We start from the raw sequence: 26,992 nt of genomic DNA, 5'->3' as shown, positions 1-26,992 counted from the left end.
ATTATATTTGATTATGACTAGTGTAATTACGGGTGACATAATTGGTTCTAGACAGCAAAAATCAAAACATTGGGTTGAGGATTTAAAAAAGATTTTAGGTTCTTTTGGTGAAACACCAATTCAGTGGGAGATTTACAGAGGCGATGAATTTCAGGTTGAGATTAAAAAACCTGAGGATACTCTATTAGCTGCTATTTTAATTAAAGCACATTTACGAACTATAAAATCTGATGCGCGTATGAGTATTGGTTTTGGAGACAAGACACATACAGCCGAACGAATATCAGAAAGTAACGGTTCTGCTTTTATTAATTCGGGTGAACTTTTTGAAACTTTAAAAAAGCAAAAAGTCACTTTAGCAATGCGAACCGCGAATCAGGAGATAGATGAAAAAATGAATTTAATGCTACAGCTGGCATTAACTTTTATGGATAATTGGTTAGTACAATCGGCTGAATTTGTTGCTGTCGCAATAGAAAACCCTACTTTATCTCAGGAAGAACTTGGACAGAAATTAGGTATTAATCAGGCAGCCGTGAGCCGAAGACAAAAACGCGCTCAATTTGATTTGGTACTGAATTTAGATCGATATTTTAGAAAACAAATAAAACAGCTTACAGCCTCATGATTTTATTTATAAAACTGCTTTTAGCACATTTACTGGGAGATTTTGTCTGGCAGCCTAATTCATGGGTAGTCAATAAAGAAATTAAAAAACATAAAAGTATTTACTTGTATGTTCACATTTTACTTCACGGAATTTTGGCCGCAATTGTAGCCGGAGAAATCAGCTTTATACCTTATGCGATTTTAATCGCGGTAACTCACGGTATCATCGATTTAATAAAACTAAATTTTCAGAAAGAAAATACAAAACGTACCTGGTTTGTTGTCGATCAAATTGCGCACATTTTAGTTCTAATCGCAATTGTAATTCTTTATCAAAATAAAAGTATTGCCTATTTTTGGCTGGAGAATGATTTCTGGATTCTGATTACGGGAATTATCCTGGTAACCAAACCAACTTCTATTTTCATTAAAACAATCATTTCGATCTGGAGTCCCGAAACCGAAAATAGTCATAAAGACGATTCTCTTGCCCATGCAGGAAAATACATAGGCATACTGGAACGTTTATTTGTAGTCTGTTTTATTCTAACTGGACATTTTGAAGCAATAGGTTTTCTATTGGCCGCAAAATCTATTTTCAGATTTGGCGATTTAAAAGAAGCCAAAGACCGAAAACTTACTGAATATGTAATGATCGGAACCTTGCTAAGTTTCGGAATCGCAATAATCGTTGGATTAATTATTCAGGCGCTTTTATTACAACTGTCCTAAAACTTTTTTATTAATTGCTTTTATCAATGCCGGACCTTCATAAATAAAACCGGTATACAATTGCACTAAGCTTGCCCCTGCATTTAGTTTTTCGATAGCATCATCGGCAGAATGAATTCCGCCTACTCCAATAATTGGGAATGCTTTATTACTTTTTTCCGAAAGAAAACGAATTACTTCTGTTGAGCGCTTTGTTAATGGTTTCCCCGATAAACCACCAGTTTCAGATTGGTTAGCAGATTGTAATCCATCTCTTGAAATTGTAGTATTTGTAGCAATTACACCCGCAATCTGAGTAGTTTTTACAATATCAATAATATCTAATAATTGCTCATCTGTTAAGTCCGGAGCAATTTTTAAAAGAATTGGTTTTACTTTTTGAGTACTTGTTTTTTGCTTTTCAACATTTCTGTTTTGCAAAGTCTGCAACAAAGCTGTTAAAGGTTCTTTATCCTGTAAAGCTCTTAAATTTGGTGTATTTGGAGAACTTACATTTACTACGAAATAATCTACATGATCAAACAATGTATCAAAACAAATGATATAATCATCAACGGCATTTTCATTTGGAGTTACTTTATTCTTTCCGATATTTCCTCCAATCAAAACCCCTGAATTCTTTTTTAAACGTTCTACAGCTTCCAGAACTCCACCGTTATTAAATCCCATACGGTTAATAATCGCCTGATCTTCTTTTAAACGAAACAAACGTTTCTTAGGATTTCCTTCCTGTCCAACCGGAGTTACAGTTCCAATTTCAATAAAACCGAAACCAAAATCACCAAGTTCCTTATATAATTTGGCATCTTTATCAAATCCCGCAGCAAGTCCTACAGGGTTTTTAAATTTAATTCCGAAAACTTCTCTCTCTAATCGCGTGTCTTTTACTTCATAAACAGACTTTATAATTGATGAAACTCCAGGAATTTTTGAAATGAATTTAACGAATGAAAAAGTAAAATAATGTACTTCTTCTGGATCAAAACAAAAAAGTATCGGACGGATTATCAATTTATACATGTGAGTGTTGTTGTGTTGTTATTTTTCGGATGCAAATTTAAATATTATAGTTTAAAAAGGTACTTTTTTTACCAAAACAAATGATTTCAATTTTGTTCCATTATTTTTCTTACAGCTAAAACTATTCTAAAAACTTACAACAACGACACAATCAATAAAACAAAAACTCTTTATAAAAACTAAAAAACTAGCTCAAAATCTATTTTTTAGGTTGCAAATTACAAAATGAAACATGTTCAGTCCCTTCAAAAAATCCTGTGATTTATTTAATATTTAAATTTGAGATAATTCCACTTCAAAATCAATATTAATCAACAACTAAAAACATGAAATTCAGTACACAATTCATTCTGAAAAGTATTTTCGTACTTCAATTTTGTTTTTCATTAGGAACAACTTCGAAAATATTTGCCCAAGCAGATCCCCAACAAGTTACCAAAGAAACTTTTAAAGGTAAAATAGCATTGGATATTCGCGATTCTAAAAGCGACTGGAGCCCATATTTACCGAAAAAAGCTCCAGCTGGCTCTCCAAATATTCTTTTTGTTTTATATGATGATACAGGACTTGCAGCCTGGTCTCCATATGGAGGTGCAATTAATATGCCCACTATGCAAAAATTAGCCGATAATGGTATTACCTATTCTCAATGGCATACAACTGCTTTATGCTCGCCAACACGTTCAACATTACTTACCGGTCGTAATCACCATTTAAATGGAATGGCTGCAATTACAGAAACTGCCGACGGATTTCCTGGTGCAAGTGGAAGAATACCTAAACAAGCTGCTACAATTGGACAAATCCTTCAGGATAATGGGTGGAGTACTTTTTGGATTGGAAAAAACCACAATGTTCCGGAGCAAGATATTGCATCTGGAGGACCTCGTGTTACCTGGCCACTACAAATGGGATTTGATCGTTTTTATGGATTTCTTGGTGGAGAAACCAATCAATGGTATCCAGACTTAGTAGAAGATAATCATTTTGTAGAACCGCCTGCAACTCCAGAAGAAGGCTATCATTTATCTAAAGACTTAGCCGATCATGCTCTTGCATACATTAAAGACCAACAAGCCACCAATCCGTCAAAACCTTGGTATATGTGGTACTGTCCGGGGGCAAATCATGCACCGCATCATGCTCCTGCAGAATATATTGCAAAATACAAAGGAAAATTTGATGATGGTTATGATGCATATCGCAAATGGGTTCTGCCTAGAATGGTTGCCAAAGGAATTATTCCAGCAGGAACAAAATTGGACAACTTTAACCCAATGCCTCCTGGAGTTGCAAACCCAGCTGATAATGTATTGGACTGGAATAAACTAAAACCAGAAGAGAAAAAACTGTTTTCAAGACTGGCTGAAGTTTATGCAGGATTTTCAGAATACACCGATGCACAAGTTGGACGAATTATTGATTATCTAGAAAAGTCAGGTCAATTGGAAAATACAGTTGTAATTTATGCTGCAGATAATGGTGCTTCAGGTGAAGGTTCAGAATCTGGTTCTGTTAACGAAAATAAATTCTTTAACGGATACCCTGATGAATTGGCTGAGAACTTAAAATATTTAGACAAATTAGGAAGTCCTGATACTTACGAGCATTATCCTACAGGTTGGGCTGCTGCTTTTTCTACACCTTTTAAAATGTTCAAAAGATACAGTCAATATGCCGGAGGAACTTGTGATCCATTAGTTATTTCATGGCCAAAAGGAATCAAAGCAAAAGGTGTTGTTCGTGATCAATTTCACCATTCAACAGATATTGTTCCAACCATTTTGGATATATGCGGACTAGAAATGCCAAAAGAATATCATGGTGTACCACAATATCCTTTATCTGGTGTTTCAATGAAATATACTTTTGATGCTGCTCCTAACACAAAAACTCAAAAACACATTCAGTATTTTGCTATGCTTGGAAGCCGCGCTTTATGGAAAGACGGATGGAAAGCGGTTGCATTGCATGCACCATTATCCGGAAAAGGAAATTTTGACAAAGATGTTTGGGAATTATATAATACAGATGTTGATAGATCTGAATCAAATAATTTAGCCAAGAAAAATCCAGACAAATTAAAAGAACTTATTAACGACTGGAATCAGGAAGCTGCTAAGAACTTGGTACTACCTTTAGACGACCGTTCTGCAATTGAAATATTAGGAACCGAAAGACCATCATCTGAAGCCCCACGTGATCAATATGTTTATTATCCAGGCACTTCACCAGTTCCTGAAGGAGTTGCAGTAAATGTACGCGGACGATCTTATAAAATTGTAGCTGATGTTGATGTGAAAGATGCAAATGCATCAGGTGTACTTTTTGCACACGGTTCTCGTTTTGGAGGTCACACGTTATTCATTAAAGACAAAAAATTAAATTATGTATACAATTTCTTAGGAATTGCTCCTGAACAAAAATTTACATCAAATGTTGCTATCACTCCTGGGAAACATGTTTTCGGGATGGAATTTAATCGTGAAAAACAAGGTCCGAACGGAGAATCAATTGGAACGATGAAACTTTATATCGACGGGAAAGAAGTGGCATCAGGACCAATGAGAACCCAGACTGGTAAATTTACTCTTTCCGGAGATGGTCTTTGTGTTGGTTTTGACAGTGGCGATGCTGTTAGCAAAGAATACAAAACTCCGGGAGAATTTAAAGGAGGAGAAATTTACGGCGTTGGCGTTAATGTTGGAAAAATTGAATATTCCAATTTAAACAATGATGCAAAAAGAGCTTTAGGAAGAGATTAAAAATAATACAAAAAAGGTATTTGGTAAACAACTGTAAAATGTTTATCAAATACCTCTTTGTTTTTCTATAAAAGCAAAGAATTTGGTTCTATTACAATTGGAAAAAGACAGAAAAAAATATCCGCGCGCTAAATGAGTTTTATACAAACCAATCAAAAATATGTATAGCAAAAACAAAACAACCCAAATCATCCAAAAACTTCTGTTTCTTTTTCTATTATTAACTGGCACAAATGTTTCGGCACAACAAATAAAAGATACAACCAAACTGATAAATGTTAGTTATGGTAAAAAGGGAATTGAACTGAGAACTAAAGACGATAAATTTCTTTTTCAATTGCAAAGTCGCTTCCAGTTTAGATTTTCGACACCAAATGATCAGGATCCGTTGACTTATGACGATTATAGCCGGGATAAAGAAACAACTTTCAAAATCAACCGTGCCCGTTTAAAAATTGGCGGTCACGCTTTTGAACCCTGGTTAAAATATTATTGGGAATATGAACTTAGTCAGTCAAATCTATTAGATTTTAGACTTATGGTCGAAAAATGGGAATGGCTGAGTTTTAAAGCTGGTCAATGGAAAGTAGAATATACTCGTGAACGTTATATAAGCAGTGGAGAACAACAAACGGTTGACCGATCTTTAATTAATCGTCCTTTTACAGCTGACAGACAAATGGGTGTCGAAGTATACGGACATCTTAAAGGCAAAGGTATTGCCGATTTTAATTACTGGGCAGCGGCACTTACCGGAACCGGAAGGGGAAATACTTCAAATGATGATAACAACCTAATGTATTTTGGTCGAGCGCAATGGAATTTTCTGGGAAGATTTCTGGACTTTGAAGGAAGCGATTTAGAATTCCATGAAAAACCAACTCCAATTATTGCTTTCTCCGGATTAACAAACCGAAGCCCTTACACCCGATTTTCGCAAGCAGGCGGAGGTTCATTAGAAGGTTTTGAAAACGGAGCTCCGGGCCAGTATCGCGTCAATCAATGGAATCTTGAAACTGCTTTTATGTACCGCGGTTTCTCCTGGCAAAGCGAATGGCATACCAAAGAAATAATTGATAAACTTGATAATGATAACACCACCCTATTAAAAGGATATTATGTTCAGGCAGGTTATTTCTTTAATAATGCTTTTGACTGGTGGCCAAGACATTTAGAAATGGCCGCAAGACATGCCGCCTATCGTCCTGATAATTCAATGCGACAAAACCTGCAGGATGAAACAACGATTGCTTTTAACTGGTTTTTTAAAGGACATAAAAATAAATTAACCTCAGAAGTCAGTTATTTTAGTTTTCAGGACAAAACACTGCCCTTAGAGCAAGGCTGGCGCTTTAGAATTCAATGGGATATTTCCTTATAGCAGCGAAAAATCTTTAATTGGAAATATAGTTAAATTTTACAGCTAAAATCTTTTTTTTAATAACTTTATAAAACTAAAAATCTGATAATGAAAAACATAACCAAAACAGTAAAAAAAATAGCACTTGTTTTTTTTACAGGATCACTTTTTTTGATTTCGACTGATGGCCTTGCACAACGTGGCCGTGGTGGTTTTCACGGAGCTGGTGGTGGTGGCGCAACGAGACAAGCTAGACCCGCAACACAAGCAAGGCCAACCAGAGAAGCAAGACCTGCAACACAATCCAGACCAATGGCAAACAGGCCTTCTAATTCAACAAGACCAGGAGGGAATAATTCGGGAACCAAAATAAACAGGCCCTCTAACAATAATTCAAAAATTGTTAACAATAATACCGTTAGAAACAATAACTCAAATAATAGAAATTCAAATAACAGAAATACCAATATCAGCGGTAATACGGTTAACCGAAACAGAAACAATGTAAATATTAATGTAAACAATAGTGTACATGTTCGAAACAATCGCAATACTGTTGTAAGACCAGGAGTAAGACCGTATACAAGACCACCTTACAGATACGGAGGGTACAGATATAACTGCTATCACCCTTACTATCCACGCCCATACAGACCTTTTTACTGGGGACCAGTTTGGCATCCTTGGGGATTTTTTGTGGCAACCTTAGCCGTAACTGCAATTGTAGTTAGTGTTGAAAACACAAAATATCATTATGATCAGGGAGTTTGGTACACATCGACTAGTGGAGGTTATACTGCAGTACCTGCGCCGGTTGGAGGAACTGTAAATAATATTCCTAGTGGTGCAGAAACAGTTAATACCGGAACAGTCAACAACTATTATTATGGAGGAACTTATTATGAAAAAGACGGAAGCTCCTACAAGGTTGTAGCACCTACAGCGGGAACTCTAGTAGATAATTTACCAGAAGGTGGTGAAGAGGTCACCATAGGTGATGCGAAATATGTAAAATTTGGCGAAACCTATTATCAACCTGTTCAAGTCGACGGCAAAGACAAATACGAGGTTGTTGATGTTCAGGAAGATAAATAATATCTGGCAAAATCATATAAAATACTATTAATCCTATAGTATTAATATATTTTATATATTTGAAAAAAAATATTTCAGATCTGAAATAATTTATTTCTACTATTATATTATTTTTATAACTTTATTCTTACTTTATTAATTCTTTCAAACAAGCCATAATGAAAAATAAAACCTATTGGATACTTGCCATATTAACCATTTCCATTATCTCAATTGCTTATAGCTATACTAAAATAATTGCACCAACGCAAAAAGCAACAGCTATGGATTGTGCCGAAACTCCAAATCCTACAGACGAATCTGCATTTAAGCCTACTATCGAGAATAAAACAAAACCAACCGGGAAAGCGCCAAAAGGAATGGTTTGGATTCCAGGTGGAGAGTTTTCGATGGGATCAAATGTTGAAGACGAAAGTTTATGCAGTATAAAAGGGGTCACAAAAGATGCCGCTCCTATACATCGCGTTTATGTTGATGGCTACTATATGGATGAAACCGAAGTAACAAATGAAGAATATGAAAAATTTGTAAAAGCCACAGGCTATGTAACCGTTGCAGAACAAAAACCAACAAAAGAAGAATTTCCGACAGCCAGAGAGGAAGATTTAATAACAGGATCGGTTATTTTTACACCAACTACTTCTGCCGTAAATTTAGGAGACTTTTTACAATGGTGGCGCTACGAACCAAACACAGACTGGAAACATCCTGAAGGTCCACAAAGTAGTATAAAAGGAAAAGAAAAATATCCTGTTGTACATATCGCTTATGAAGATGCTGAAGCTTACGCAAAATGGGCAGGAAAAAGACTTCCTACCGAAGCTGAATGGGAGTTTGCAGCCAGAGGCGGAAAAACAGGAAACTTGTACGCGTGGGGAAATTCATTAAAACCTGAAGGGAAATTTCAGGCCAATATTTATCAGGGGCATTTTCCAATAAAAGATGGTGATACGGGCGAAGATGGATTTAAAGGAATTGCACCAACAGCTCAGTTTAAACCAAATGCTTACGGTCTGTATGATATGGCAGGAAATGTATGGGAATGGGTAAATGACTGGTACAGTACCGACTATTACAAAACCCTGGCAGAAAGCGGTCAGGTTGCAAAAAACCCACAAGGACCTGATGCTTACAATGATCCAAATGACCCAACTCAAATAAAGAGAGTACACCGTGGAGGTTCCTTTTTATGTACAGATCAATATTGTACCCGATACATGGTTGGAACAAGAGGAAAAGGTGAAGTTAGATCTGCTGCAAACCATCTTGGTTTTAGATGTGTCAAAAGCAAGTAAACAAATAACAAAAGAGGTCTGTAAAATAGTACAGACCTCTTTTTTGTTTAAACAGTGGATAAGTTTTAAAATCATACCACTGAAAAATTTCTATATTTGCTAAAAAACTAAAAAAATGCAACATATCATAGATCGTTTTATCAGTTATGTAACAATTGATACTGAATCAGATCCAAATTCACAAACAACTCCTAGTACAGAAAAACAATGGAACCTTGCCAATAAACTTGTTGAAGAATTAAAAGCAATTGGTTTACAAGAGGTAACTATCGATGACAAAGCTTACATTATGGCAACACTGCCAAGTAATGTTGATCACGAAGTTCCTACAATTGGTTTTGTTTCTCATTTTGATACTTCTCCGGATTTTAGCGGAGCGAATGTAAAACCTCAGATTATTGAGAACTATGATGGAAAAGATATTGTTCTGAATGCAGAAAAAAATATTATCCTTTCTCCGGATTACTTCAAAGATTTACTTCAATATAAAGGACAAACGATCATTACAACTGACGGAACTACTTTATTAGGTGCAGATGACAAAGCCGGAATTACAGAAATTGTTTCTGCTATGGAATATTTAGTTCAGCATCCTGAAATTAAACACGGAAAAATCAGAATTGGGTTTACACCAGATGAAGAAATTGGTCGTGGAGCACACCATTTTGATGTTGAAAAATTTGGCGCACAATGGGCTTATACCATGGATGGAAGTCAGATTGGCGAATTAGAATATGAAAACTTTAATGCTGCCGGAGCAAAAATTACTTTTAAAGGAAAAAGTGTTCACCCCGGTTATGCAAAAGGAAAAATGATCAATTCAATGCTTTTGGCAAATGAATTTATCAATGAACTTCCAAAAGGCGAAACTCCACAGGAAACTAAAGGCTACGAAGGATTTTTCCACGTACACCACATTAAAGGAAACATCGAAGAAACTGTTTTGGAGTTGATTATTCGTGATCACAACAAAAAGAAATTCGAAAAAAGAAAAGAACTTGTTCTTAAAATCGCTAAAAAATTCAATAAAAAATTCGCGAAGAAGTTTGGTGAAGATATTGTAATTGCTGTTGTAAAAGACCAATATTACAATATGAAAGAAAAAGTACTTCCGGTAAAACATATTGTTGATATTGCAGAAAAAGCAATGCGTGAACTGGATATAAAACCTATTATAAAACCTATTCGTGGTGGTACAGATGGTTCTCAATTATCATTTATGGGATTACCTTGTCCAAATATCTTTGCGGGCGGCCATAACTTCCATGGAAAATACGAATATGTTCCTGCAGAAAGCATCCAGAAAGCAACAGAAGTAATCGTGAAAATTGCTGAATTAACAGCAACTCCGGGGATTTTTGATATAACTGAAAAATCTAAAAAGAAAAAATAATTGGAATCTAAATCCGAAAATACAGGCATGTGGAAATATGGCGGACAGTGGGAAGAGGAATTGCTTCTGCTTAAAGCTATTATTGACAAAACAGAACTAACCGAAACCACTAAATGGGGTGGTCCGGTTTATGTTTATCAAAAGAAAAATGTTGTCGGGATTGGCGGATTTAAAGATTATTTTGCATTGTGGTTTTTTAATGGTGTTTTCCTGAAAGATGAGAAAAAGAAACTAATCAATGCTCAGGAAGAAATTACTAAATCTTTGAGGCAATGGCGATTTGCTTCTAAAGAAGAAATTGACGAAAAAGTGATTTTGGAATACATCAAGGAGTCGATTGAAAACGAAAAACAAGGAAAAGTTATTAAACCTTCAAAAAAAGAAGCGATTGTATCTGAACTTCTGGAAAAAGAAATGGCTCAGAATCCGGCTTTGGCAGCAGCTTTTGAGAAATTTTCTCCATACAAGCAATATGAGTTTTTAGAATATATAGAAACTGCCAAACAGGAAAAAACAAAGATTACAAGAATCGAAAAAGTTATTCCGATGATATTAGGGAATATTGGACTGAATGATAAATACAGGTAAGTATTTTTAAATTCCAATCCCGATAGCTATCGGGAAAATTCCAAATTCCAAATTCCAATACTCCTGTCTTCTGACCGTCCCGAAGCTTCGGGAGAAGAACCAAATAATATGAGACCTTTGTCAAAGTTTTAAACTTTGACAAAGGTTTTTTCTTATTGCTATATTCCGTGCAGTTTGTCATCCTGACGAAGGAAGGATCACACTAGAAACGCTACAAAGATTGGCAACATACATTGCGGAGCTACTCGTGAAGATTTCTCTCTTCGTTCGAAATGACAAACTATCAGATTAAAATCCGTTTTAATCCGCGCTTTTGCGATAGCAAATCCGTTTTATCCGTGTTCCTCACTATGACATGATTGTGCAAAAAAAACCAAACTCCAGTCGTTTGTCATTTCGAACGAAGAGAGAAATCGCACTAGAAACTCTACAAAGATTGGCAACATACATTGCGGAGCTACTCTCCAAGATTTCTCTCTTCGTTCGAAGTGACAAACTATCAGATTAAAATCCGTTTTAATCCGCTCTTTTGCGATAGCAAATCCGTTTTATCCGCGTTCCTCACTATGACATAATTGTGCAGAAAAAAATCCCAAACTCCATATGGAATTTGGGATTTTCAAATTTATTTTTTTAGAAAAAAAATTACGCTTTTTTATTCAAAGCTGCGCTCATTTCCATAGAAATAGCAGAACGCTCTAATTTTAATTTTCCTGACATTGTTTCGATTATAACTGTAGTTTCTGCAAGCTCAACAACTTTACCGTGAATACCACTTTTAGTGATAATTTTATCACCAACTTTTAGGCTGCTTTCAAATTCTTTTTCATTTTTTGCTCTTTTTTGTTGTGGTCTGATCATAAAGAAATAAAGCACAACGAACATTAATAAATATGGAGCAAACTTTAATAAATCTTGCATAATTTTTGTTTTTGATTTTTAATTAATATTATTTAATTGGAATTTCCTTTTATTACATAAGGCCTCGTCCAACTTTAACCATCTTTTTACTGGCTTCCAGTTCTTTAACCAAATTATCTAAAATTCCGTTGATAAAAATACTACTTTTTGGTGTAGAATACTCTTTTGCAATTTCTAAATATTCGTTAAGAGTTACTTTTACTGGAATCGATGGAAATTTCAAGAACTCACAAATCGCCATTTTAAGGATAATAGTATCAATTTCGGCAATACGCTCACTGTCCCAGTTTGGTGTTTTGTCATCATATTCTTTTGCTAAAACTGCTTCATTCAAAACAGTACGTCTGAACAAGTCTTTTGCAAAATCTTTATCCTCAACATCTTTGTATAATTTCGGAACTCTGAAAGCATCCGGATCTTCGGTTTTAACTGCTTTCAACTGTTTGATAATATGTGTATTTACAACTGGAATATCATCAACCCAGGTTAATTTATCGTCTTCTAAATACTCATATAATTTTTCATTTGGAACAATAACATTTTCAAACAAGTCAATTACAAATTGTCTGTCTTCTTCAAAAGTATTAACGTTATTGCTCATGTATTTTTTGTACAAATCGCTCGCTTTAATATCATTTAAAAGCAAAATGATATAATCATCGTTTAAAGACCAGTTATTGATTTTACGGTTTTCTAAAGCGATGCTAAGAGAATTGCTTTCAGCTAGAAGCTGAAACATTTTGTTCTTGACAAATTTTTCGTTCGGATTACGTTCTGCTGCAGTTGCAAGGTGTTTTTTACTTGATAAATGCAGGAATACAGATTCTTTTTTGCAAATTTCAATCAATGAAGAAAGCATTATAAGGTATAAGTCCTGAATATTATCTATGCTGTAAAAAAGAAATTTCTCTTCTTTTTCCATATTATCAGAACCGCTTTGATGCATTGCATAAATGGATTGCATTACTTTAACGCGTATGTGTCTTCTATTTACCACCTTGTAAGAACTTTTAAAAATTAGTTTGCAAAAATAAGTATTTCAGAGCTTATAATAAAATTAAATCGACAAAAAAAGTCTCAGATTTCAGTCACAGTTCTAAGATATATCAAAAAACTGTGACCGAAGCTGAGACTTCTTCAACAATAAATTCTAATTTTATTATTTTTTGCTGTTTTCTATTTTTCTTGCATCAATACGATTTTGAGCAATTGTAAGAGCAGCTTTATGCGTTGTAATTCCGTTTTTCACAGCATAATCGATAATTTCTAAAGTAGTGTTATAGATATTTTCGGTTTTAGTCATGATTTCAGCTTTACCATAATGTGCCAATTCAGCATAAACATTGATAATTCCACCAGCATTGATTAAGAAATCCGGAGCGTATAAAATACCTCTTTCTTGTAATCTTGCACCGTGAACATTCTCATCTGCCAACTGATTGTTTGCAGCACCGGCAATAACTTTTGCTTTAATTTTGTCTACTGTATTGTCATTAAGGATTGCTCCCATTGCACAAGGCGCATAAATATCAACATCTGCAGTATATAAATCTTCGCCAGTATAGATAGTTGCATTATATTTTGAAGCAACCTGATATAATTTTTCTTCATTGATATCAGTAATTGTAACCTGTGCTCCTTCTTTAGTTAAATACTCAACCAAAGCTTCACCCACGTGTCCAATTCCCTGAACCAAAACTTTTTTACCGTCTAAAACGTCAGAACCAAACTGGCTTTTTGCAGCCGCTTTCATTCCTAAATAAACACCGTAAGCTGTTACCGGAGAAGGATTTCCAGAACCACCTCTTTCTTCAGAGATTCCCGTAACATAAGGCGTTACGTCTCTAACAGTGTCCATGTCTTTTGTTTCCATTCCAACATCTTCAGCAGTAATATATCTTCCGCTTAAAGAGTGAACAAATTCACCAAACTTACGCATTAACTCAGGCGTTTTCTGTGTTTTAGCATCACCAATAATAACTGCTTTACCTCCACCAATATTAAGTCCGGTAATAGCAGATTTAAAAGTCATACCTCTTGAAAGACGCAAAACATCGTTTAATGCTTCCCATTCAGTATTGTAATTCCACATTCTAGTTCCTCCTAAAGCTGGTCCCATAACCGAATTATGAATACCAATAATTGCTTTTAAACCTGTATCTTTGTCATTGCAAAAAACAATTTGTTCGTGATCGTCAAAAGATAATTGACCAAAAACAGGATCCATTTTTTGAAGTTCCTTTCCAGTTGCGAAAGTTGCATCCATAGCGCTAGTATTAATTAGTTAAAATTATGAATTTGTCAAAAAGACATCTCAAACATAATTAAAAAATACACATGTGCTAATTTTTTATCTTTAAAATAACAATATAATAATCGATTTGTTCTGATTAAATCGTACAATTCATTACTTTTAATTGAACGTAATTTATAAAACAAAAACATTTCAACATTGAATTTCTTAAAAAAATGAAAGAATTAAGCTATTTGAACAAATATTTCATCAAATATAAATATAGTTTCTCCTTTGGAATTTTAATCACCATAATCGCACAAATTTTCTTTTTATTCACTCCAAAGCTTGTCAGTCACTCTTTTAATGTAATTGAGCGCTTTCTAAAACTTTCAGAGGCAGATCAAAATTCTTCCATTATTAGAGCTTTTTATAGACAAGATTTAATTCATAACGTACTGTTAATCATTGGAAGTGCGATTGTAGCGGGGTTTTTAACCTTTTTAATGCGTCAGACTTTAATCGTGATGTCACGACATATTGAGTTTGATTTAAAAAATGAAGTTTTCAGACAATATGAAACGCTGTCACAAAATTTCTACAAACAAAACCGTACCGGAGATTTAATGAATCGTATTAGTGAAGACGTTTCTAAAGTTCGTATGTATGTTGGCCCGGCAGTAATGTATACTATTAATACATTTATTCGTTTTGCAATTGTCATTATATATATGTACAATGTTTCGCCGTTACTAACGTTGTACACACTTCTTCCGTTACCCTTACTTTCTTACTGCATTTTTAAGTTAAGTTCTGAGATCAATAAACGAAGTACCACTTTTCAGCAATATTTATCTAAAGTATCCAGTTTTACGCAGGAAATTTTTTCAGGGATTCGTGTCATTAAAGCGAATTCTCTGGAAGATCAACATCAAAACAATATGATTAATCTTGCCGACGAAAGCAAACGTAAAAGCTTAGATCTGGCAAAAGTACAATCTCTTTTTGGACCTTTAATGATTGCTCTTATCGGGATTAGTAATCTGGTTGTAATATACTTTGGAGGTATAATGTACATTAACGGAACGATTAAGAATATCGGAACAATTGCAGAATTTATTCTTTATGTAAATATGCTAACCTGGCCAGTAGCATCTTTGGGATGGGTTTCATCAATGGTACAGGAAGCCGAAGCATCTCAAAAACGTTTAAATGAATTTTTGAAAATTGAACCGGAAATCAAAAACAATAATCCAAATCCTTCAGATATTCAGGGCTCAATCGCTTTCGAAAATGTTAGTTACACTTACGAAGACACCAATATTGAAGCTTTAAAGAATGTTACTTTCTCCGTTAAAAATGGAGAAACTTTAGCCATTTTAGGTAAAACTGGCTCTGGTAAATCAACAATTTTAAATCTTATTACACGCCTTTACGATGTTACCGATGGAAAAATCGCTATTGACGGAAATGAAATAAGTACTTTAAATTTAAATGATTTAAGAAACAATATCGGAATTGTACCTCAGGATGCTTTTTTATTCTCGGATACTATCAAAAACAATATCAAATTTGGCAATCAGAATGCTACTGATGAAGAAGTAATTGAAGCTGCCAAAAATGCTGTTGTACACGATAATATTGTAGCTTTTAACAAACAATATGATACGATTCTGGGCGAAAGAGGTATTACACTTTCGGGCGGACAAAAGCAAAGAGTCTCTATTGCAAGGGCTATAATTAAAAAACCGGCTATTTTGTTATTTGATGATTGTTTATCGGCGGTAGATACAGAAACTGAAGAAACAATCCTGAATAATTTATTCGAAATTTGTAAAGATAAAACTACAATTATTGTAAGCCACCGTGTTTCGTCGGCAAAAAATGCCGATAAAATTATTATTTTAGAGGATGGAAAAATTATTCAACAAGGGTCTCATAATCAATTAATAAATCAGGAAGGTTATTATGCATCGTTATATTTAAAACAACTTTCGGAAAAAGAATTACTTTAATTGTTGCGTAATAGATAATTTTTTATGATTTTTGAGTACTATTAATTCCAAAAAATGATAGAACGTATTATGAGAGAAAATGACATGTTAGAAAAAGAAGAGATTTTTTCTAAAGTATTACGAGCAGGAAGAAGAACTTATTTCTTTGATGTGAGAGCTACAAAAGCTGACGATTACTATATCACGATTACTGAAAGTAAAAAATTTACTGAAGAAGATGGTTCTTTTCATTTTAAAAAACACAAAATTTACTTGTACAAAGAAGATTTTAGTGCTTTTGCCGAAATACTAGAAGAAATGACATCTTACGTTTTGAACCACAAAGGCGAAGAAGTAATCTCTGAAAGACATCAAAAAGATTTTAAAAAAGAATACGGTTCTGAGAAACCTGAAGGGCAAAGATCTAGCTTTACCGATATTGATTTTGACGATATTTAGTCCTAAATAACTTTTTAAAAAGTACAAGTCCAATTTGTTTTACATTTTGGACTTTTTTTATATATTTAAATTCTATTATTTTAATAGAAGTTTACAACAACCTTTTAAATAAAATCCACGGCAATGGACACACAACTATTAATTTTACCAGGATTAGGAGACTCCGGAGAAAAACACTGGCAAACCTTTTGGCACGAAAAATTTAAAAATTCAATTCGATTAGTTCAGGACAATTGGGACGAACCTGTTAAAGAAGACTGGTTAAAACGTTTAAATGAAGAAGTTTCTAAACTTGACAAACCAACTGTTCTCGTCGCTCACAGTCTTGCAGTCTCTTTAGTTTTACACTGGGCAGAAACTCATTCAAACAAAAATATAATTGGTGCCTTACTGGTAGCGCCAGCCGATGTAGATTCACCGCAACACACTCCGGATATTATTCGAAATTTTTCACCAATGCCAATTTACAAATTGCCTTTTCCGTCAATTATAGTGGCCAGCGAAAATGATCCTTATGCTTCATTCGAAAGAAAACAATATTTTGCTGAAAAATGGGGAAGTGAATTTATAAATATCGGAGAACAAGGTCATATCAACTCCGATTCTGATTTGAAATATTGGGAAGAAGGACAGAAAATTTTAGGCCAATTAATTGATAAAATTAACTCTTAGTAAAATTTTTAACACATAGAAGCATAGATTTTAAAACGCTAAAAAGGCAACAAAAAAAGAAACCCGTTTCTTCACACATAGCTATGTTTGTTTAAGCAAATGAAATGCCTTTTTTAAAATTTTATTTTTAACTATGTTTCTATGTGTTTAATTAAAAACTTACCCAATTCGCAATCCATTTTCAATTTTAAAATCGGGAGCCAGCAATATTACGTCTCCCTCCTTGCCTACAGCACCAAGAACCAGACATTCGCTCATAAACTTTCCAATTTGTTTTCTTGGAAAATTGACAACAGCCACAATTTGCCTGTTTACTAAATCTTCCTTTGTATATCGTTTGGTAATTTGTGCCGATGATTTGCGAATGCCGATTTCTGAGCCAAAATCTATCGTTAATTGAAATGCTGGTTTTCTAGCCTCAGGAAAATCATTAACTTCAATGATTGTTCCCACGCGCATATCTGTTCTTTCAAATTCATTCCAGGTTAAATCCATTTTACTTTTTATATTGTTTATTTACAAACCTATTAATTTTGTAATTAATAGCATTAATTCTATAACCGCTTTTTACATTCTGCTTTTAATTTTACTATTCATTCTTATAAACTAATTGTAAAAATTATAAATAATGGAAAATAGTGTAATAAATACCAGTCCTTCTCTTAGAGATTTAGATTCTAATATCCATCAGCAAAATAGCGATAAATATATTGAAACAGCCCAAAATGTAAAGCTTTATGTAAAAGATTACGGAAAAGGAAAACCTGTAATCCTGATTCATGGCTGGCCGCTTTCAAACGAAATGTGGGAGTACCAAATTGAATTTCTGGTGCAGAATAACTTCAGGGTAATTGCTTACGATCGTCGTGGTTTTGGCAAATCATCACAACCGTGGAATGGTTACGATTATGATACCTTAACGGATGATTTAAGCGAAATTATTGAGCAGCTTCAATTAGAAAATGCAACGCTTGTTGGTTTTTCTATGGGCGGTGGCGAAGTTGTTCGTTATTTCAGTAAATATCAGGGAAAAGGCGTAACAAAAGCCGCTTTAATATCCTCTATAATTCCATTTTTATTAAAAACCGAAGATAATCCTGATGGACATCCGAGAGAAAAAAGTGATTCAACTGCTGCTGCCATAAAACAAGACCGAATTGGTTTTGTAGATAATTTCGGAAAGACCTTTTTTGGAATAAACATTATCAATAAACCACTGAGCACACCTTTACTGGAATATTACAGAATGCTTTGCTCCTTTGCTTCTCCTCGCGCAACTTTAAAGTGTGCAGAATCATTTTCTCTTACTGATTTTAGAGATGAACTTCATACTGTAAATGTTCCAACGTTAATTATTCATGGAAACGATGATAAAATTGTTCCTATAGATCTGACCTCAAAAAAAGCAGCACAATCCATTGCAAACAATACATACATTGTTTACGAAGGCGCACCACATGGATTATTCTACACAGAAAAAGATCGTTTAAACCAGGATTTATTAGATTTTTTGAATTCATAAAAACTATATTCTTTGTCACAGATTAAAAATCCCATTAATCATTTTAATCTGTGGCAAAAACTATTTTTTGTCTCTACATTTATCCTTTGCAATCTTTTTTTATACAGAAATTTAAAGCTATTTTTGATTATTAATTTTCTGTAAAAATGGCACGAACTCCTTCAAATATGATTCCGCTTGGAACAATTGCTCCCGAATTTTATTTAAAAGATACCAATTCGAATAACATTTATTCGTTTGAAGATTTAAAAGGTTCAAAAGGAACGCTTGTTATTTTTATGTGCAATCATTGTCCTTTTGTGCTTCATGTAATTACAGAAATTGTAATGATTGCAAATGACTATCGTGTTCAGGGACTTGGTATTGTTGCGATTTCCAGCAATGATATTGAAAAATATCCTGAAGATTCACCGGAAATGATGACGGAATTTGCATTTAAAAACAAAATAGACTTTCCTTATTTGTTTGATGAAACTCAGGAAATTGCAAAAGCTTACGAAGCAGCCTGCACCCCGGATTTCTTTTTATTTGATAATCAGGACAGATTGTTTTACAGAGGACAATTGGACGATTCAAGACCAGGAAATGGCATCCCGTTAAGCGGAAATGACTTAAGAAGCGCGATCGATGCCTTAATTTATAACCGAACTTTAAGCGAAATCCAAAAGCCAAGTATTGGTTGTAATATTAAATGGAAATAAAATTTGTAAGCAATAGGAAAAGTTTTACTATCTTTGCAAATCAATTAACATTACTCATTGTGAGCACTATAACAATATTTACAGTTTCTTTATTGCTGTTTTCTTTTACAAGAAAGCCGCTTTCTGCTGTATTTATTTCACATAGTAAGGCCTTTATTAATTAGGCCTCCGTCTATTTCATTTCTTCTTTCAGGCGGAGGATTTACATCAATTTAAACATCTTTTTATTTGACAAAAATCAATTTGGTCAAATATTTTTTTGTTTTTCACATTCAAAACATTTTAGAAAAGTCTCCTTAACTCAAGGCTATAAAGCGACTTGTTCTTATAAATACAAAAGAAGAAAATTCGTTCAATTAAATACCATAATAAATTCAAATAGATATGAAACCAACACCCACATTCTGTAAATCAGATTATCAATTTCTAAGAGAATTGATTTTAAAAAGTAAAAATTCGACAAATACTAAAGAAGCAAATCAGCTTTCGCAGGAATTAGATCGTGCTGTAATTAGCAAAGAAAGCGAACTTGACCAATCTGTTATCAGAATCAATTCTATGGTAACTATTGAAGATGTCAAGGCGCAGAAGCAAATGAAAATTCAGATTGTTTTGCCATCAGCTGCTGATTTAAAACAATCAAAAATTTCAATTTTAGCACCTTTAAGTGTTGCTATTATTGGTTTTAAAGAAAATGATGAAGTTGATTGGGAATTACCTGCCGGCATCAAAACTTTAAAAATAATCACAGTAGACAATTCGGCTGTACATCATTCTTAACTTTTTTAAACACCTCATATTGTGAAGGTGTTTTTTTATATCTATTTGAAAATAAAAAAAGTGTTCAATAAATATTGAACACTTTTTTTATGCTTTCTCTTAAATACCAAATTACAATTGCGAATCGATATAATTTGTAATTGATGCCATTTGGGTTTCATCCAGCTTTGCTTTTTTACCCATTTTTACCAAAATCGGAGTCCAGTCTTCTTTGGTAAAACTCTTTGGCTCATACAATTTGTGGCATTTTGCACAATTGTTATCATACAAATTTTTACCTGCTTCCAGTTCAGGTGTTAATGCTACTGCTTTTGCAGTTTCAACAGGAGCTGAAGCAACGGCTGCAGTTTTCTGCGTTCCGCATGAAGCCACAAATAATGCAAGTCCGGCAAGGATTAAAATATTTTTCATTTACTATGTTTTTTAAGTAAATATAAAAAAAATCCCATTCGGCAACCGAATGGGATTATTATTTAAAACAATACTAAATTGTTTGTGTATTCTTATTTAACGTCCATTAATTCAACGTCAAAAATCAAAGTTGCATTTGGTGGAATAACTCCTCCAGCACCTGATGGTCCGTATCCTAAATCAGAAGGAATTACAAAACGAGCTTTGTCTCCAACTTGTAATAAAGCGATACCTTCATCCCATCCTTCGATAACTTGTCCTTGACCTAATCTAAATTCGATTGGTTTTTTTCTTGGGTAAGAAGAATCAAAAACTTTTCCGTTTTCTAAAGAACCTTCATAATGAACAGAAACTGTTTTTCCAGCTTCAGCTCTTTTTCCGTCTCCTTTTTGAATCATTTTATAACGTAAACCGCTTTCCGTTTTATCAAAACCAGCAGCTAATTGTTCCATTTTTGCTTCAGATTCTGCTTTTAAAGCTGCTTCACGTTTTAGACGAGCACCTTTTAAACCAATAAAAGCTTCGATAGCGTTAAATTTCTCTGCTTCTTCTCCAACTCTCAAAATTTCAACACTTTCTAAAGCGTCACCCTGAGCCACAGCATCAACGATATCCTGACCTTCGATTACGTGACCAAAAACAGTATGTTTTCCGTCTAACCATGAAGTTGGAACGTGAGTAATGTAAAATTGAGAACCATTACTTGCAGGTCCTGAATTTGCCATTGCTAAAACTCCCGGACGATCGTGTTTTAAACTTGGGTGAAATTCATCATCAAATTTATAACCTGGATCTCCAGTTCCAGTTCCTTTAGGACAACCTCCCTGAATCATGAAATCTGGAATTACTCTGTGAAAAGTTAATCCGTCATAAAATTTATTTCCCTGAGGTTTTACTTTATTTTCCATATTCCCCTCTGCAAGAGCTACAAAGTTTCCTACAGTTCCAGGTGTTAAATCGTGTGTCAATTTTACTAAAATCGAACCTTTGCTAGTGTTAAATTTAGCGTATATTCCGTTTTCCATTGTTCTTATTTTTTATTTGAATGCAAATTTACAAATTAATTTTTTATCAATTTATGCTTTCTATTTTTTAGATTTTGATTTATAAGTAAGTCCGTAAACTGTTAATGCTAATAACGATAAAATCATACAACCAATAGCAACTGCGTGCCATCCGCCCAGATTCCACAAAAATAATCCGTATGCAGATCCGGCTGCTGTTCCTAAAAAGCTAAATGACATAAATACGGTATTTAATCTGTTTCTGGCCTCAGGTAATAACGAATAAACTCTGGTTTGATTCGAAATGTGAACACCCTGAATTCCGATATCAATAAATACAATTCCGATTGCGATTCCGATTACACTTTCTATTGAAAAATAAAACACTAAAAAGCTTATCAATATCAACAAACAACCATAACCTACAGCAATTCTCGAATTTCCTTTATCTCCAATTCTTCCAACCAACGGCGCTGCTAAAGCTCCTGAAGCACCTACAATACCGAATAATCCAATTGTAGCACTATTAAAATGAAACGGTTCACCCGAAAGCAATAAAACCATTGTTGTCCAGAAAGCTCCAAACTGAGCAAAACTAAAAACATTAATCATTGTAGCTTCACGTAAAACCGGTTGTGTTTTTATTAAAGTAAATAAGGATTGAATTAACTGTCCATAAGTTCCCTGAAATTGTGGTTTATTTACCGGGAATTTATTCTGAATGACAAAAAAGATCAAAAGACAAATTCCTGCCGCAATGTAAAACATCGATCTCCATCCTAAAATCTGACCAATAAAGCCACTTAAAGTCCTGGAAAGTAAAATCCCTACCAATAAACCGCTCATAATAGTTCCGATAACTTTTCCGCGCTGTTCCTGTGTACTTAGCGAAGCCGCCAAAGGCAAAATAAGCTGTGGTACAATCGAAGAGATTCCAATTAACAGAGATGCAATTTGCAGAATGAAAAAACTTTTTGCTGTTGCTGCGATTAACAATGCAATAACAGAAGCAAAAGTGGTCATTAAAATTTGTTTTTTTCGTTCAATTTTATCACCTAGCGGCACCATAAAAAATAAACCAATTGCATAACCCGCCTGAGTTAGATAGGTAATCGTTCCGGCGCTGGCTTCGGGAATTTTAAATTCGTTGGCAATTAAAACAATCAAAGGCTGGCAGTAATAAAGATTTGCAACTATAAGACCAGTGCAAACTGCCATAAAAAGGACATTCGTTTTAGATAAATTCATTTTGCAAAAATACCAATCTAATCTTTATCAAAACTTTAAAAAAAATATAAATTTTAGGTTTAAATAAACGTCATTTTGTTTAACCATATAAGTAATATAAGTCCATTTAAACTAAACCCTTAAATTTTCTTATATTACTTATATGGTTTATTTTTTTATTTTAACCTTTTAATAGTTTAAGAAATCTTCTCTTGCCGGACTAAAAACATCTGTAAGCATTCCGGTTTCTAAACATACCACCCCGTGAACTGCGTGCGGCGGAATATAAAAACTATCTCCTTCTTTTAAAGTCTGAGTTACACCGCTAATGGTTACATCAAATTTACCACTTGCAATATAGGTCACCTGCGAGTGATAATGATCGTGCAAAACGCCAATTCCGCCCTTTTCAAAATGAACATTTACCAGCATTACTTTATCATCAAAAGCCAGGATTTTGCGTTTAATTCCTTCTCCTACAACTTCCCACTCTATTTCATCTCCTATTATAAACTCTTTGCTTGTTGCTTGCATAATTTTTTAATTTAATTCTTAATACGATAAAAGTCGCTTTTACTTTAGAAATCTTAACTTTCTTTATTTACTATGGCTTTCTGCCCGCTTATAATCATTTTTATACCGTAACTAATCGTTGAAATTGCACAACATATACTCACGATTGCATTGGCGATATTTACTGTTGTTACTTTTTGAATAATCATATAAAGTCCCATAATTGCTACTGCCGAAGTCCAGATTCCCATATAATAATCGAATTTTCTTTTGAATAATTTTCCTAAAGGAAAAAAGTGCAATCCGACCATTAATGCAAAAAACGGAATAAACAATTCGTTGTGATTGATGTTCACTAATATATTTTTTGCTAAAAAGATTCCAAGTCCTTCCAGACCAAAAATCCATAAAAATCGTTTGTCTTTTTTCTCTTCTTCCCGAGTTTTAACCTCAACTTCAACATTTGGAAGTGCTTTATGAAATTTTGAAAATCGAACGTAGAAAAACAGAAAACCTAAAATAATAAAGCCAATAAGTAAACCGACGATTCTATTGTCGCGGTTTTCTAAATAATATTCTGCAATCAATGTCCATATTGCCGTATTGATAATCATAAAAAACAATCCTCCAATTGCTTTTTCAAGGTCTTTTTTTGCGTCTGATTTCATTTTATTATTGAGTTAACCCGTTGGGTGAAATTGAACAAAATTTAATTTTAACACATAGTAACATAGCTTTTCTTGCCTAAAAGACGTTTCACTCTTTCAAATAAACATAGCTATGTGTGAAAACTAGTTTTTTCTTTTGCCTTTTTTTTTAAAAACTAAAATCTATTGTTTCTATGTGTTAAAAAATAATTACACCCAATGAGTTGAGTTATTTTTTTATTATTGGTTGCTCGAAATATCTTTTTCCATTAATTGAAATTCGTCTGTCAAATTATTGCGCTTAAAAAAATCTGCAAGTTCACCAAGCCTTTTTACGTCATCGTATTTAAATCCTGAATTTAGTTTTCTTTGGCAAAGAGAACATAATCGAATAGAATGTTTATCTGTTTCAGACATGCTGTTTGTACCATTCATAACGCAATTGGCTTCAATACAATGATGAAGACCAAACATATGACCAATTTCGTGCGAACCTATTTTAAGTAATCTTGACAAACTTAAAACAGGATTTGTTTCATCCTTCATTCTGTACATTGAGCTTACTGCAATTTTATCCCTGTAAGAGGCTAAACCAAAAACATAATTCCATTCTGGTTTTGGATACAAATCTTTTTCAGTCAAAGCCATTAAGGCGATTCCGTTTTTAGGTTTTTCTTCCTTTAAAATATCATTTAAAATAAATCCTGCCAGAAATTGTTCCTGACCTACATCACCAATTCGTCTGGCCTTTTTTGGAATTATATCATTTGAAACCTTATTTAAAACTTTGGTTTCTAACTGAAAAAATAGTTCTAAATACTCACGAACCAATTCAATTTGTTCTGTTTGAGCTAAATTAAACTCACCAATTGGCTGCAAATAAATAATGTTATTCTCTTTTGTTGGAACCACATGTTTTGAATTCATAAATTGCTCAAAACTCTGTCCTTTTTCTTTGTGAGATTCTAACCAATCTCCAAAATCGGGCTTCCCTAATTTTACATCATTAGCCTTAATAGCTGTAAAATAAGGCGCTGGAGCCGGATAACTTTTCAGGATTTCTTTTTTATTCTGATTTTCTTTTTGATTCGAATTACAGGAAAATAGAATTACAAACACGAGCAAAAAAAGTCTTCTCATAAAATATTCCGTTTAGATAATCTTTTTTGAAATAAATTCGCTACTGGTTTTTATAGAATCAAATGCACTAGTTGCAAAATTATTTTCCTGTTCTACAAAAAAATGCTTCATTCCTGCAAGTTTGGCTTCTTTAAAAATAGTTATAAAATCTATAGAACCAGAACCAATTTCGGTGTTTAAATCGTGATTTGCTTTGTCCATATCTTTTACATGCCACATTTTAAAACGCCCGGGATTGTCTTTAAATAATTGGATTGGATCATTTCCGGAACGTACTACCCAGTATAAATCTAATTCAAAACAAACTAAATTTTGATCTGTTTCGTTTAGCAAAATTTCATAACCGGTAACTCCATTATGTTTTTCAAATTCAAATGCATGATTATGATAAGCCAGTTTTAAACCTGCATTTTTGCACATTTTTCCAGCCTCATTTAATCGTAAAGCAATCTTTTTATAATCGTTTATTTCTTTTCTGTAAGGTTCGTCCACCCACGGAATCGTCAGGAATTCACTTTTCAGAATCTTAGCTGCTTCAATTGCAGCTACAAGTTCTGTAGTATTTCCGTCTATTAAAAAACTGCCTAAATTATAATGACCGCTTACTGCTTTTAAATTATTTTCATCCAAAACCTTCTTTAAATCTTTTGGTGACAAACCCCAAAATTGATCTTTAATCGAAAATCCGTATGTTTCAACATTGGTATAACCCGATGAAGCTACTTTTTGTAAAGTCGTTTTAACATTCGCAGGAAGTTGATCGCGCAACGTATACAATTGTAAACCTATTTCTTTTTTAGTCATAGCAAAAGCAAATGATGGAGAAGCCAGAACCGCAGTCGCAGCCAAACTTGTATTAATGATAAAATTTCTTCGTGTAATCATTTAGGCAGCAAATTAATAATGTAAATCTAAGATAAAAATTGATTCTCAAAGTTATTTACAAAGTTTTGAAGAGCAACAACTGTTTCTTCATTTGTAATTTTACCTTCTTCATTAATTTTACCTCGTACACCCTGAATTAAAAGCTGAGTAGTAGCATTAAAATTAGCTTCTAGAGTTTTCATTATTAATAATAATTGCTCATGCCCCATTTCTCCGGATGCAGATGCTGTAATTAATCCTGTTTTTTTATGTGAAAAAAGAGTTGTAGAAACACACCATTCTAATGCGTTTTTTAAACTTCCCGGCAGACTGAAAACATACTCGGGAGTACAAATTAAAACGCCGTCTGCATGGGCTATTTTGTTTCTGAATGAAACTACATCTTCGGGCGGATGCTCTGTATCTAAATCGGGATTAAAATGTGGAATATTGGTTAAACCCTCGAATATCTCTACTTCAAATTGAGGTTTTATATATTCTGAAATATATTTCAGGAATTTAAAATTGCTGGAGTTTTGTCTGGTACTACCAGATATAGCAAGTATTTTTATTTTTACAAAAGACATTCGATTGCTTTAAAGTATTTCTAAATTAAAAATACTATTTATTTACAAACGAATTAAAATGTTTTTGATACAAATGAAATGACCAATTTACTTTACGGTCAATAATTTCATGTCTGTCAATTTTTGAGAATCGATAGATTGGGGAGCAAAATTTTGCTTTTCGTTTCTAAAAGAAGCGATTTTTCCTGTTTTATCTACATACATATACGTGTAATTCCAATAATTTGAACCGGCCATTCTGGAATCTTTATCCCGTTCCTGACCATCAAAAACCTGATCTGCATAAACTAGTATTTCTCCGTTTTCAGAATTATCAAATGTTCTTATTGGTGAACCCCAGCTTTTTATAAGATTTTGTTTGGTCATACCAACCCATTTATCAGCAGTATTTTTTGAACTTGAACAGGCACATAATAGCAATACAGCAAAGCAGCAGATAAAATTTTTCATAAAATTAAAT

Annotated in this window: 28 protein-coding genes; 14 read left to right on the top strand and 14 right to left on the bottom strand. The window is 33.7% G+C overall.

All coding sequences use genetic code 11. The annotated features are described in order from the left end of the window. Positions 1–13: 13 nt before the first annotated feature. Positions 14–628 carry a SatD family protein gene (locus KHA98_RS18235; RefSeq protein WP_213259323.1) on the top strand — a complete coding sequence of 205 codons (615 nt, stop codon included), beginning with the start codon at positions 14–16 and terminating at the stop codon, positions 626–628. Further along, on the top strand, positions 625–1,341 hold the full coding sequence (locus KHA98_RS18230; protein ID WP_213259322.1) for a DUF3307 domain-containing protein: 717 nt from the start codon (positions 625–627) through the stop codon (positions 1,339–1,341). The genes KHA98_RS18235 and KHA98_RS18230 overlap by 4 nt, the downstream gene beginning before the upstream one ends. Here KHA98_RS18230 and KHA98_RS18225 read toward each other — a convergent pair. Continuing rightward, entirely contained in the window at positions 1,327–2,361 is a 1,035-nt protein-coding gene (locus KHA98_RS18225) for a quinone-dependent dihydroorotate dehydrogenase (RefSeq protein WP_213259321.1), read from the bottom strand. The genes KHA98_RS18230 and KHA98_RS18225 overlap by 15 nt on opposite strands. Before the next feature lie 326 nt (positions 2,362–2,687). Between KHA98_RS18225 and KHA98_RS18220 the strand changes: the two genes are divergently transcribed. From KHA98_RS18220 to KHA98_RS18195, 6 genes are all read left to right on the top strand, one after another. After that, positions 2,688–5,126 (top strand): arylsulfatase, encoded by a 2,439-nt coding sequence (locus tag KHA98_RS18220; RefSeq protein WP_213259320.1) that lies wholly within the window; start codon positions 2,688–2,690, stop codon positions 5,124–5,126. 160 nt (positions 5,127–5,286) lie between these two features. Then, a complete protein-coding gene (locus KHA98_RS18215) occupies positions 5,287–6,507 on the top strand; it encodes an OprO/OprP family phosphate-selective porin (protein WP_213259319.1) in 1,221 nt (406 codons plus the stop codon). A gap of 87 nt (positions 6,508–6,594) precedes the next feature. Beyond that, complete coding sequence (locus KHA98_RS18210) at positions 6,595–7,581, top strand: DUF6515 family protein (RefSeq protein ID WP_213259318.1); 987 nt, start codon at positions 6,595–6,597, stop codon at positions 7,579–7,581. Between the two features lie 158 nt (positions 7,582–7,739). Further along, positions 7,740–8,876 carry a formylglycine-generating enzyme family protein gene (locus tag KHA98_RS18205; protein ID WP_213259317.1) on the top strand — a complete coding sequence of 379 codons (1,137 nt, stop codon included), beginning with the start codon at positions 7,740–7,742 and terminating at the stop codon, positions 8,874–8,876. Positions 8,877–8,991: 115 nt separating this feature from the next. Then, complete coding sequence (pepT, locus tag KHA98_RS18200; RefSeq protein ID WP_213259316.1) at positions 8,992–10,269, top strand: peptidase T; 1,278 nt, start codon at positions 8,992–8,994, stop codon at positions 10,267–10,269. Then, on the top strand, positions 10,270–10,857 hold the full coding sequence (locus KHA98_RS18195) for a YdeI/OmpD-associated family protein (RefSeq protein WP_379732262.1): 588 nt from the start codon (positions 10,270–10,272) through the stop codon (positions 10,855–10,857). It begins immediately after the preceding gene. Positions 10,858–11,502: 645 nt separating this feature from the next. Here the strand turns inward: KHA98_RS18195 and yajC are convergent. The 3 genes from yajC to KHA98_RS18180 form a co-directional block, all read right to left on the bottom strand. Further along, on the bottom strand, positions 11,503–11,778 hold the full coding sequence (yajC, locus tag KHA98_RS18190) for a preprotein translocase subunit YajC (protein WP_213259315.1): 276 nt from the start codon (positions 11,776–11,778) through the stop codon (positions 11,503–11,505). Positions 11,779–11,830: 52 nt separating this feature from the next. After that, positions 11,831–12,742, bottom strand: a complete 912-nt coding sequence (nusB, locus tag KHA98_RS18185; RefSeq protein ID WP_213259314.1) for a transcription antitermination factor NusB — start codon at positions 12,740–12,742, stop codon at positions 11,831–11,833. 195 nt (positions 12,743–12,937) lie between these two features. Beyond that, positions 12,938–14,044 (bottom strand): Glu/Leu/Phe/Val family dehydrogenase, encoded by a 1,107-nt coding sequence (locus tag KHA98_RS18180; RefSeq protein ID WP_317192580.1) that lies wholly within the window; start codon positions 14,042–14,044, stop codon positions 12,938–12,940. A gap of 203 nt (positions 14,045–14,247) precedes the next feature. Here KHA98_RS18180 and KHA98_RS18175 point away from each other — a divergent pair, with 203 nt between their 5' ends. The 3 genes from KHA98_RS18175 (at position 14,248) to KHA98_RS18165 (ending at position 17,136) form a co-directional block, all read left to right on the top strand. Further along, positions 14,248–16,026 (top strand): ABC transporter ATP-binding protein, encoded by a 1,779-nt coding sequence (locus tag KHA98_RS18175; protein ID WP_213259313.1) that lies wholly within the window; start codon positions 14,248–14,250, stop codon positions 16,024–16,026. Between the two features lie 69 nt (positions 16,027–16,095). Continuing rightward, on the top strand, positions 16,096–16,464 hold the full coding sequence (locus KHA98_RS18170; protein WP_213259522.1) for a PUR family DNA/RNA-binding protein: 369 nt from the start codon (positions 16,096–16,098) through the stop codon (positions 16,462–16,464). A 123-nt stretch (positions 16,465–16,587) separates the two neighbouring features. Then, positions 16,588–17,136 carry an RBBP9/YdeN family alpha/beta hydrolase gene (locus KHA98_RS18165; protein ID WP_213259312.1) on the top strand — a complete coding sequence of 183 codons (549 nt, stop codon included), beginning with the start codon at positions 16,588–16,590 and terminating at the stop codon, positions 17,134–17,136. 159 nt (positions 17,137–17,295) lie between these two features. Here KHA98_RS18165 and KHA98_RS18160 read toward each other — a convergent pair whose 3' ends face one another. Further along, positions 17,296–17,631 (bottom strand): tRNA-binding protein, encoded by a 336-nt coding sequence (locus tag KHA98_RS18160; RefSeq protein WP_213259311.1) that lies wholly within the window; start codon positions 17,629–17,631, stop codon positions 17,296–17,298. Positions 17,632–17,764: 133 nt separating this feature from the next. Between KHA98_RS18160 and KHA98_RS18155 the strand changes: the two genes are divergently transcribed. From KHA98_RS18155 to KHA98_RS18145, 3 genes are all read left to right on the top strand, one after another. Then, positions 17,765–18,658, top strand: a complete 894-nt coding sequence (locus KHA98_RS18155) for an alpha/beta fold hydrolase (RefSeq protein ID WP_213259310.1) — start codon at positions 17,765–17,767, stop codon at positions 18,656–18,658. Between the two features lie 146 nt (positions 18,659–18,804). Next, complete coding sequence (locus KHA98_RS18150) at positions 18,805–19,359, top strand: thioredoxin family protein (RefSeq protein ID WP_213259309.1); 555 nt, start codon at positions 18,805–18,807, stop codon at positions 19,357–19,359. A gap of 384 nt (positions 19,360–19,743) precedes the next feature. Then, positions 19,744–20,139: a GreA/GreB family elongation factor gene (locus KHA98_RS18145; RefSeq protein WP_213259308.1), complete on the top strand. Its 396-nt coding sequence runs from the start codon at positions 19,744–19,746 to the stop codon at positions 20,137–20,139. Positions 20,140–20,250: 111 nt separating this feature from the next. Here the strand turns inward: KHA98_RS18145 and KHA98_RS18140 are convergent, their stop codons facing one another. The 9 genes from KHA98_RS18140 to KHA98_RS18100 form a co-directional block, all read right to left on the bottom strand. Next, entirely contained in the window at positions 20,251–20,550 is a 300-nt protein-coding gene (locus KHA98_RS18140; protein ID WP_213259307.1) for a cytochrome c, read from the bottom strand. A gap of 92 nt (positions 20,551–20,642) precedes the next feature. After that, positions 20,643–21,575 (bottom strand): peptidylprolyl isomerase, encoded by a 933-nt coding sequence (locus KHA98_RS18135; RefSeq protein WP_213259306.1) that lies wholly within the window; start codon positions 21,573–21,575, stop codon positions 20,643–20,645. A gap of 60 nt (positions 21,576–21,635) precedes the next feature. Then, positions 21,636–22,772, bottom strand: coding sequence for an MFS transporter (locus tag KHA98_RS18130; RefSeq protein WP_246522414.1), 1,137 nt, complete (start codon positions 22,770–22,772; stop codon positions 21,636–21,638). A 198-nt stretch (positions 22,773–22,970) separates the two neighbouring features. Next, positions 22,971–23,315, bottom strand: coding sequence for a cupin domain-containing protein (locus tag KHA98_RS18125; RefSeq protein ID WP_213259304.1), 345 nt, complete (start codon positions 23,313–23,315; stop codon positions 22,971–22,973). A 53-nt stretch (positions 23,316–23,368) separates the two neighbouring features. Beyond that, on the bottom strand, positions 23,369–23,962 hold the full coding sequence (locus KHA98_RS18120) for a hypothetical protein (protein WP_213259303.1): 594 nt from the start codon (positions 23,960–23,962) through the stop codon (positions 23,369–23,371). Between the two features lie 219 nt (positions 23,963–24,181). Then, complete coding sequence (locus KHA98_RS18115) at positions 24,182–25,081, bottom strand: archaemetzincin (protein ID WP_213259302.1); 900 nt, start codon at positions 25,079–25,081, stop codon at positions 24,182–24,184. A 12-nt stretch (positions 25,082–25,093) separates the two neighbouring features. Continuing rightward, a complete protein-coding gene (locus KHA98_RS18110) occupies positions 25,094–25,966 on the bottom strand; it encodes a sugar phosphate isomerase/epimerase family protein (protein WP_213259301.1) in 873 nt (290 codons plus the stop codon). A 26-nt stretch (positions 25,967–25,992) separates the two neighbouring features. Further along, complete coding sequence (locus KHA98_RS18105) at positions 25,993–26,532, bottom strand: NADPH-dependent FMN reductase (RefSeq protein ID WP_213259300.1); 540 nt, start codon at positions 26,530–26,532, stop codon at positions 25,993–25,995. Between the two features lie 87 nt (positions 26,533–26,619). Beyond that, on the bottom strand, positions 26,620–26,982 hold the full coding sequence (locus KHA98_RS18100; RefSeq protein ID WP_213259299.1) for a hypothetical protein: 363 nt from the start codon (positions 26,980–26,982) through the stop codon (positions 26,620–26,622). Positions 26,983–26,992: the final 10 nt, after the last annotated feature.

The sequence above is a fragment of the Flavobacterium branchiicola genome, from assembly GCF_018383905.1.
GTDB lineage: Bacteria > Bacteroidota > Bacteroidia > Flavobacteriales > Flavobacteriaceae > Flavobacterium > Flavobacterium branchiicola.
Note: the sequence above shows the minus strand (reverse complement) of the source record. Positions and strands in the feature narration are given on the sequence as shown.

Coding starts and splice junctions, on each gene's coding strand:
- KHA98_RS18155 (WP_213259310.1), top strand. CDS start 17,765: ATGGAAAATAGTGTAATAAATACCAGTCCTTCTCTTAGAGATTTAGAT.
- KHA98_RS18160 (WP_213259311.1), bottom strand. CDS start 17,631: ATGGATTTAACCTGGAATGAATTTGAAAGAACAGATATGCGCGTGGGA.
- KHA98_RS18150 (WP_213259309.1), top strand. CDS start 18,805: ATGGCACGAACTCCTTCAAATATGATTCCGCTTGGAACAATTGCTCCC.
- KHA98_RS18230 (WP_213259322.1), top strand. CDS start 625: ATGATTTTATTTATAAAACTGCTTTTAGCACATTTACTGGGAGATTTT.
- KHA98_RS18170 (WP_213259522.1), top strand. CDS start 16,096: ATGAGAGAAAATGACATGTTAGAAAAAGAAGAGATTTTTTCTAAAGTA.
- KHA98_RS18135 (WP_213259306.1), bottom strand. CDS start 21,575: ATGGAAAACGGAATATACGCTAAATTTAACACTAGCAAAGGTTCGATT.
- KHA98_RS18130 (WP_246522414.1), bottom strand. CDS start 22,772: ATGGCAGTTTGCACTGGTCTTATAGTTGCAAATCTTTATTACTGCCAG.
- KHA98_RS18175 (WP_213259313.1), top strand. CDS start 14,248: ATGAAAGAATTAAGCTATTTGAACAAATATTTCATCAAATATAAATAT.
- KHA98_RS18105 (WP_213259300.1), bottom strand. CDS start 26,532: ATGTCTTTTGTAAAAATAAAAATACTTGCTATATCTGGTAGTACCAGA.
- KHA98_RS18205 (WP_213259317.1), top strand. CDS start 7,740: ATGAAAAATAAAACCTATTGGATACTTGCCATATTAACCATTTCCATT.
- KHA98_RS18110 (WP_213259301.1), bottom strand. CDS start 25,966: ATGATTACACGAAGAAATTTTATCATTAATACAAGTTTGGCTGCGACT.
- KHA98_RS18115 (WP_213259302.1), bottom strand. CDS start 25,081: ATGAGAAGACTTTTTTTGCTCGTGTTTGTAATTCTATTTTCCTGTAAT.
- pepT (WP_213259316.1), top strand. CDS start 8,992: ATGCAACATATCATAGATCGTTTTATCAGTTATGTAACAATTGATACT.
- KHA98_RS18180 (WP_317192580.1), bottom strand. CDS start 14,044: ATGGATGCAACTTTCGCAACTGGAAAGGAACTTCAAAAAATGGATCCT.
- KHA98_RS18140 (WP_213259307.1), bottom strand. CDS start 20,550: ATGAAAAATATTTTAATCCTTGCCGGACTTGCATTATTTGTGGCTTCA.
- KHA98_RS18165 (WP_213259312.1), top strand. CDS start 16,588: ATGGACACACAACTATTAATTTTACCAGGATTAGGAGACTCCGGAGAA.
- KHA98_RS18145 (WP_213259308.1), top strand. CDS start 19,744: ATGAAACCAACACCCACATTCTGTAAATCAGATTATCAATTTCTAAGA.
- KHA98_RS18225 (WP_213259321.1), bottom strand. CDS start 2,361: ATGTATAAATTGATAATCCGTCCGATACTTTTTTGTTTTGATCCAGAA.
- KHA98_RS18220 (WP_213259320.1), top strand. CDS start 2,688: ATGAAATTCAGTACACAATTCATTCTGAAAAGTATTTTCGTACTTCAA.
- KHA98_RS18235 (WP_213259323.1), top strand. CDS start 14: ATGACTAGTGTAATTACGGGTGACATAATTGGTTCTAGACAGCAAAAA.
- KHA98_RS18125 (WP_213259304.1), bottom strand. CDS start 23,315: ATGCAAGCAACAAGCAAAGAGTTTATAATAGGAGATGAAATAGAGTGG.
- KHA98_RS18100 (WP_213259299.1), bottom strand. CDS start 26,982: ATGAAAAATTTTATCTGCTGCTTTGCTGTATTGCTATTATGTGCCTGT.
- KHA98_RS18120 (WP_213259303.1), bottom strand. CDS start 23,962: ATGAAATCAGACGCAAAAAAAGACCTTGAAAAAGCAATTGGAGGATTG.
- KHA98_RS18210 (WP_213259318.1), top strand. CDS start 6,595: ATGAAAAACATAACCAAAACAGTAAAAAAAATAGCACTTGTTTTTTTT.
- nusB (WP_213259314.1), bottom strand. CDS start 12,742: ATGCAATCCATTTATGCAATGCATCAAAGCGGTTCTGATAATATGGAA.
- KHA98_RS18215 (WP_213259319.1), top strand. CDS start 5,287: ATGTATAGCAAAAACAAAACAACCCAAATCATCCAAAAACTTCTGTTT.
- yajC (WP_213259315.1), bottom strand. CDS start 11,778: ATGCAAGATTTATTAAAGTTTGCTCCATATTTATTAATGTTCGTTGTG.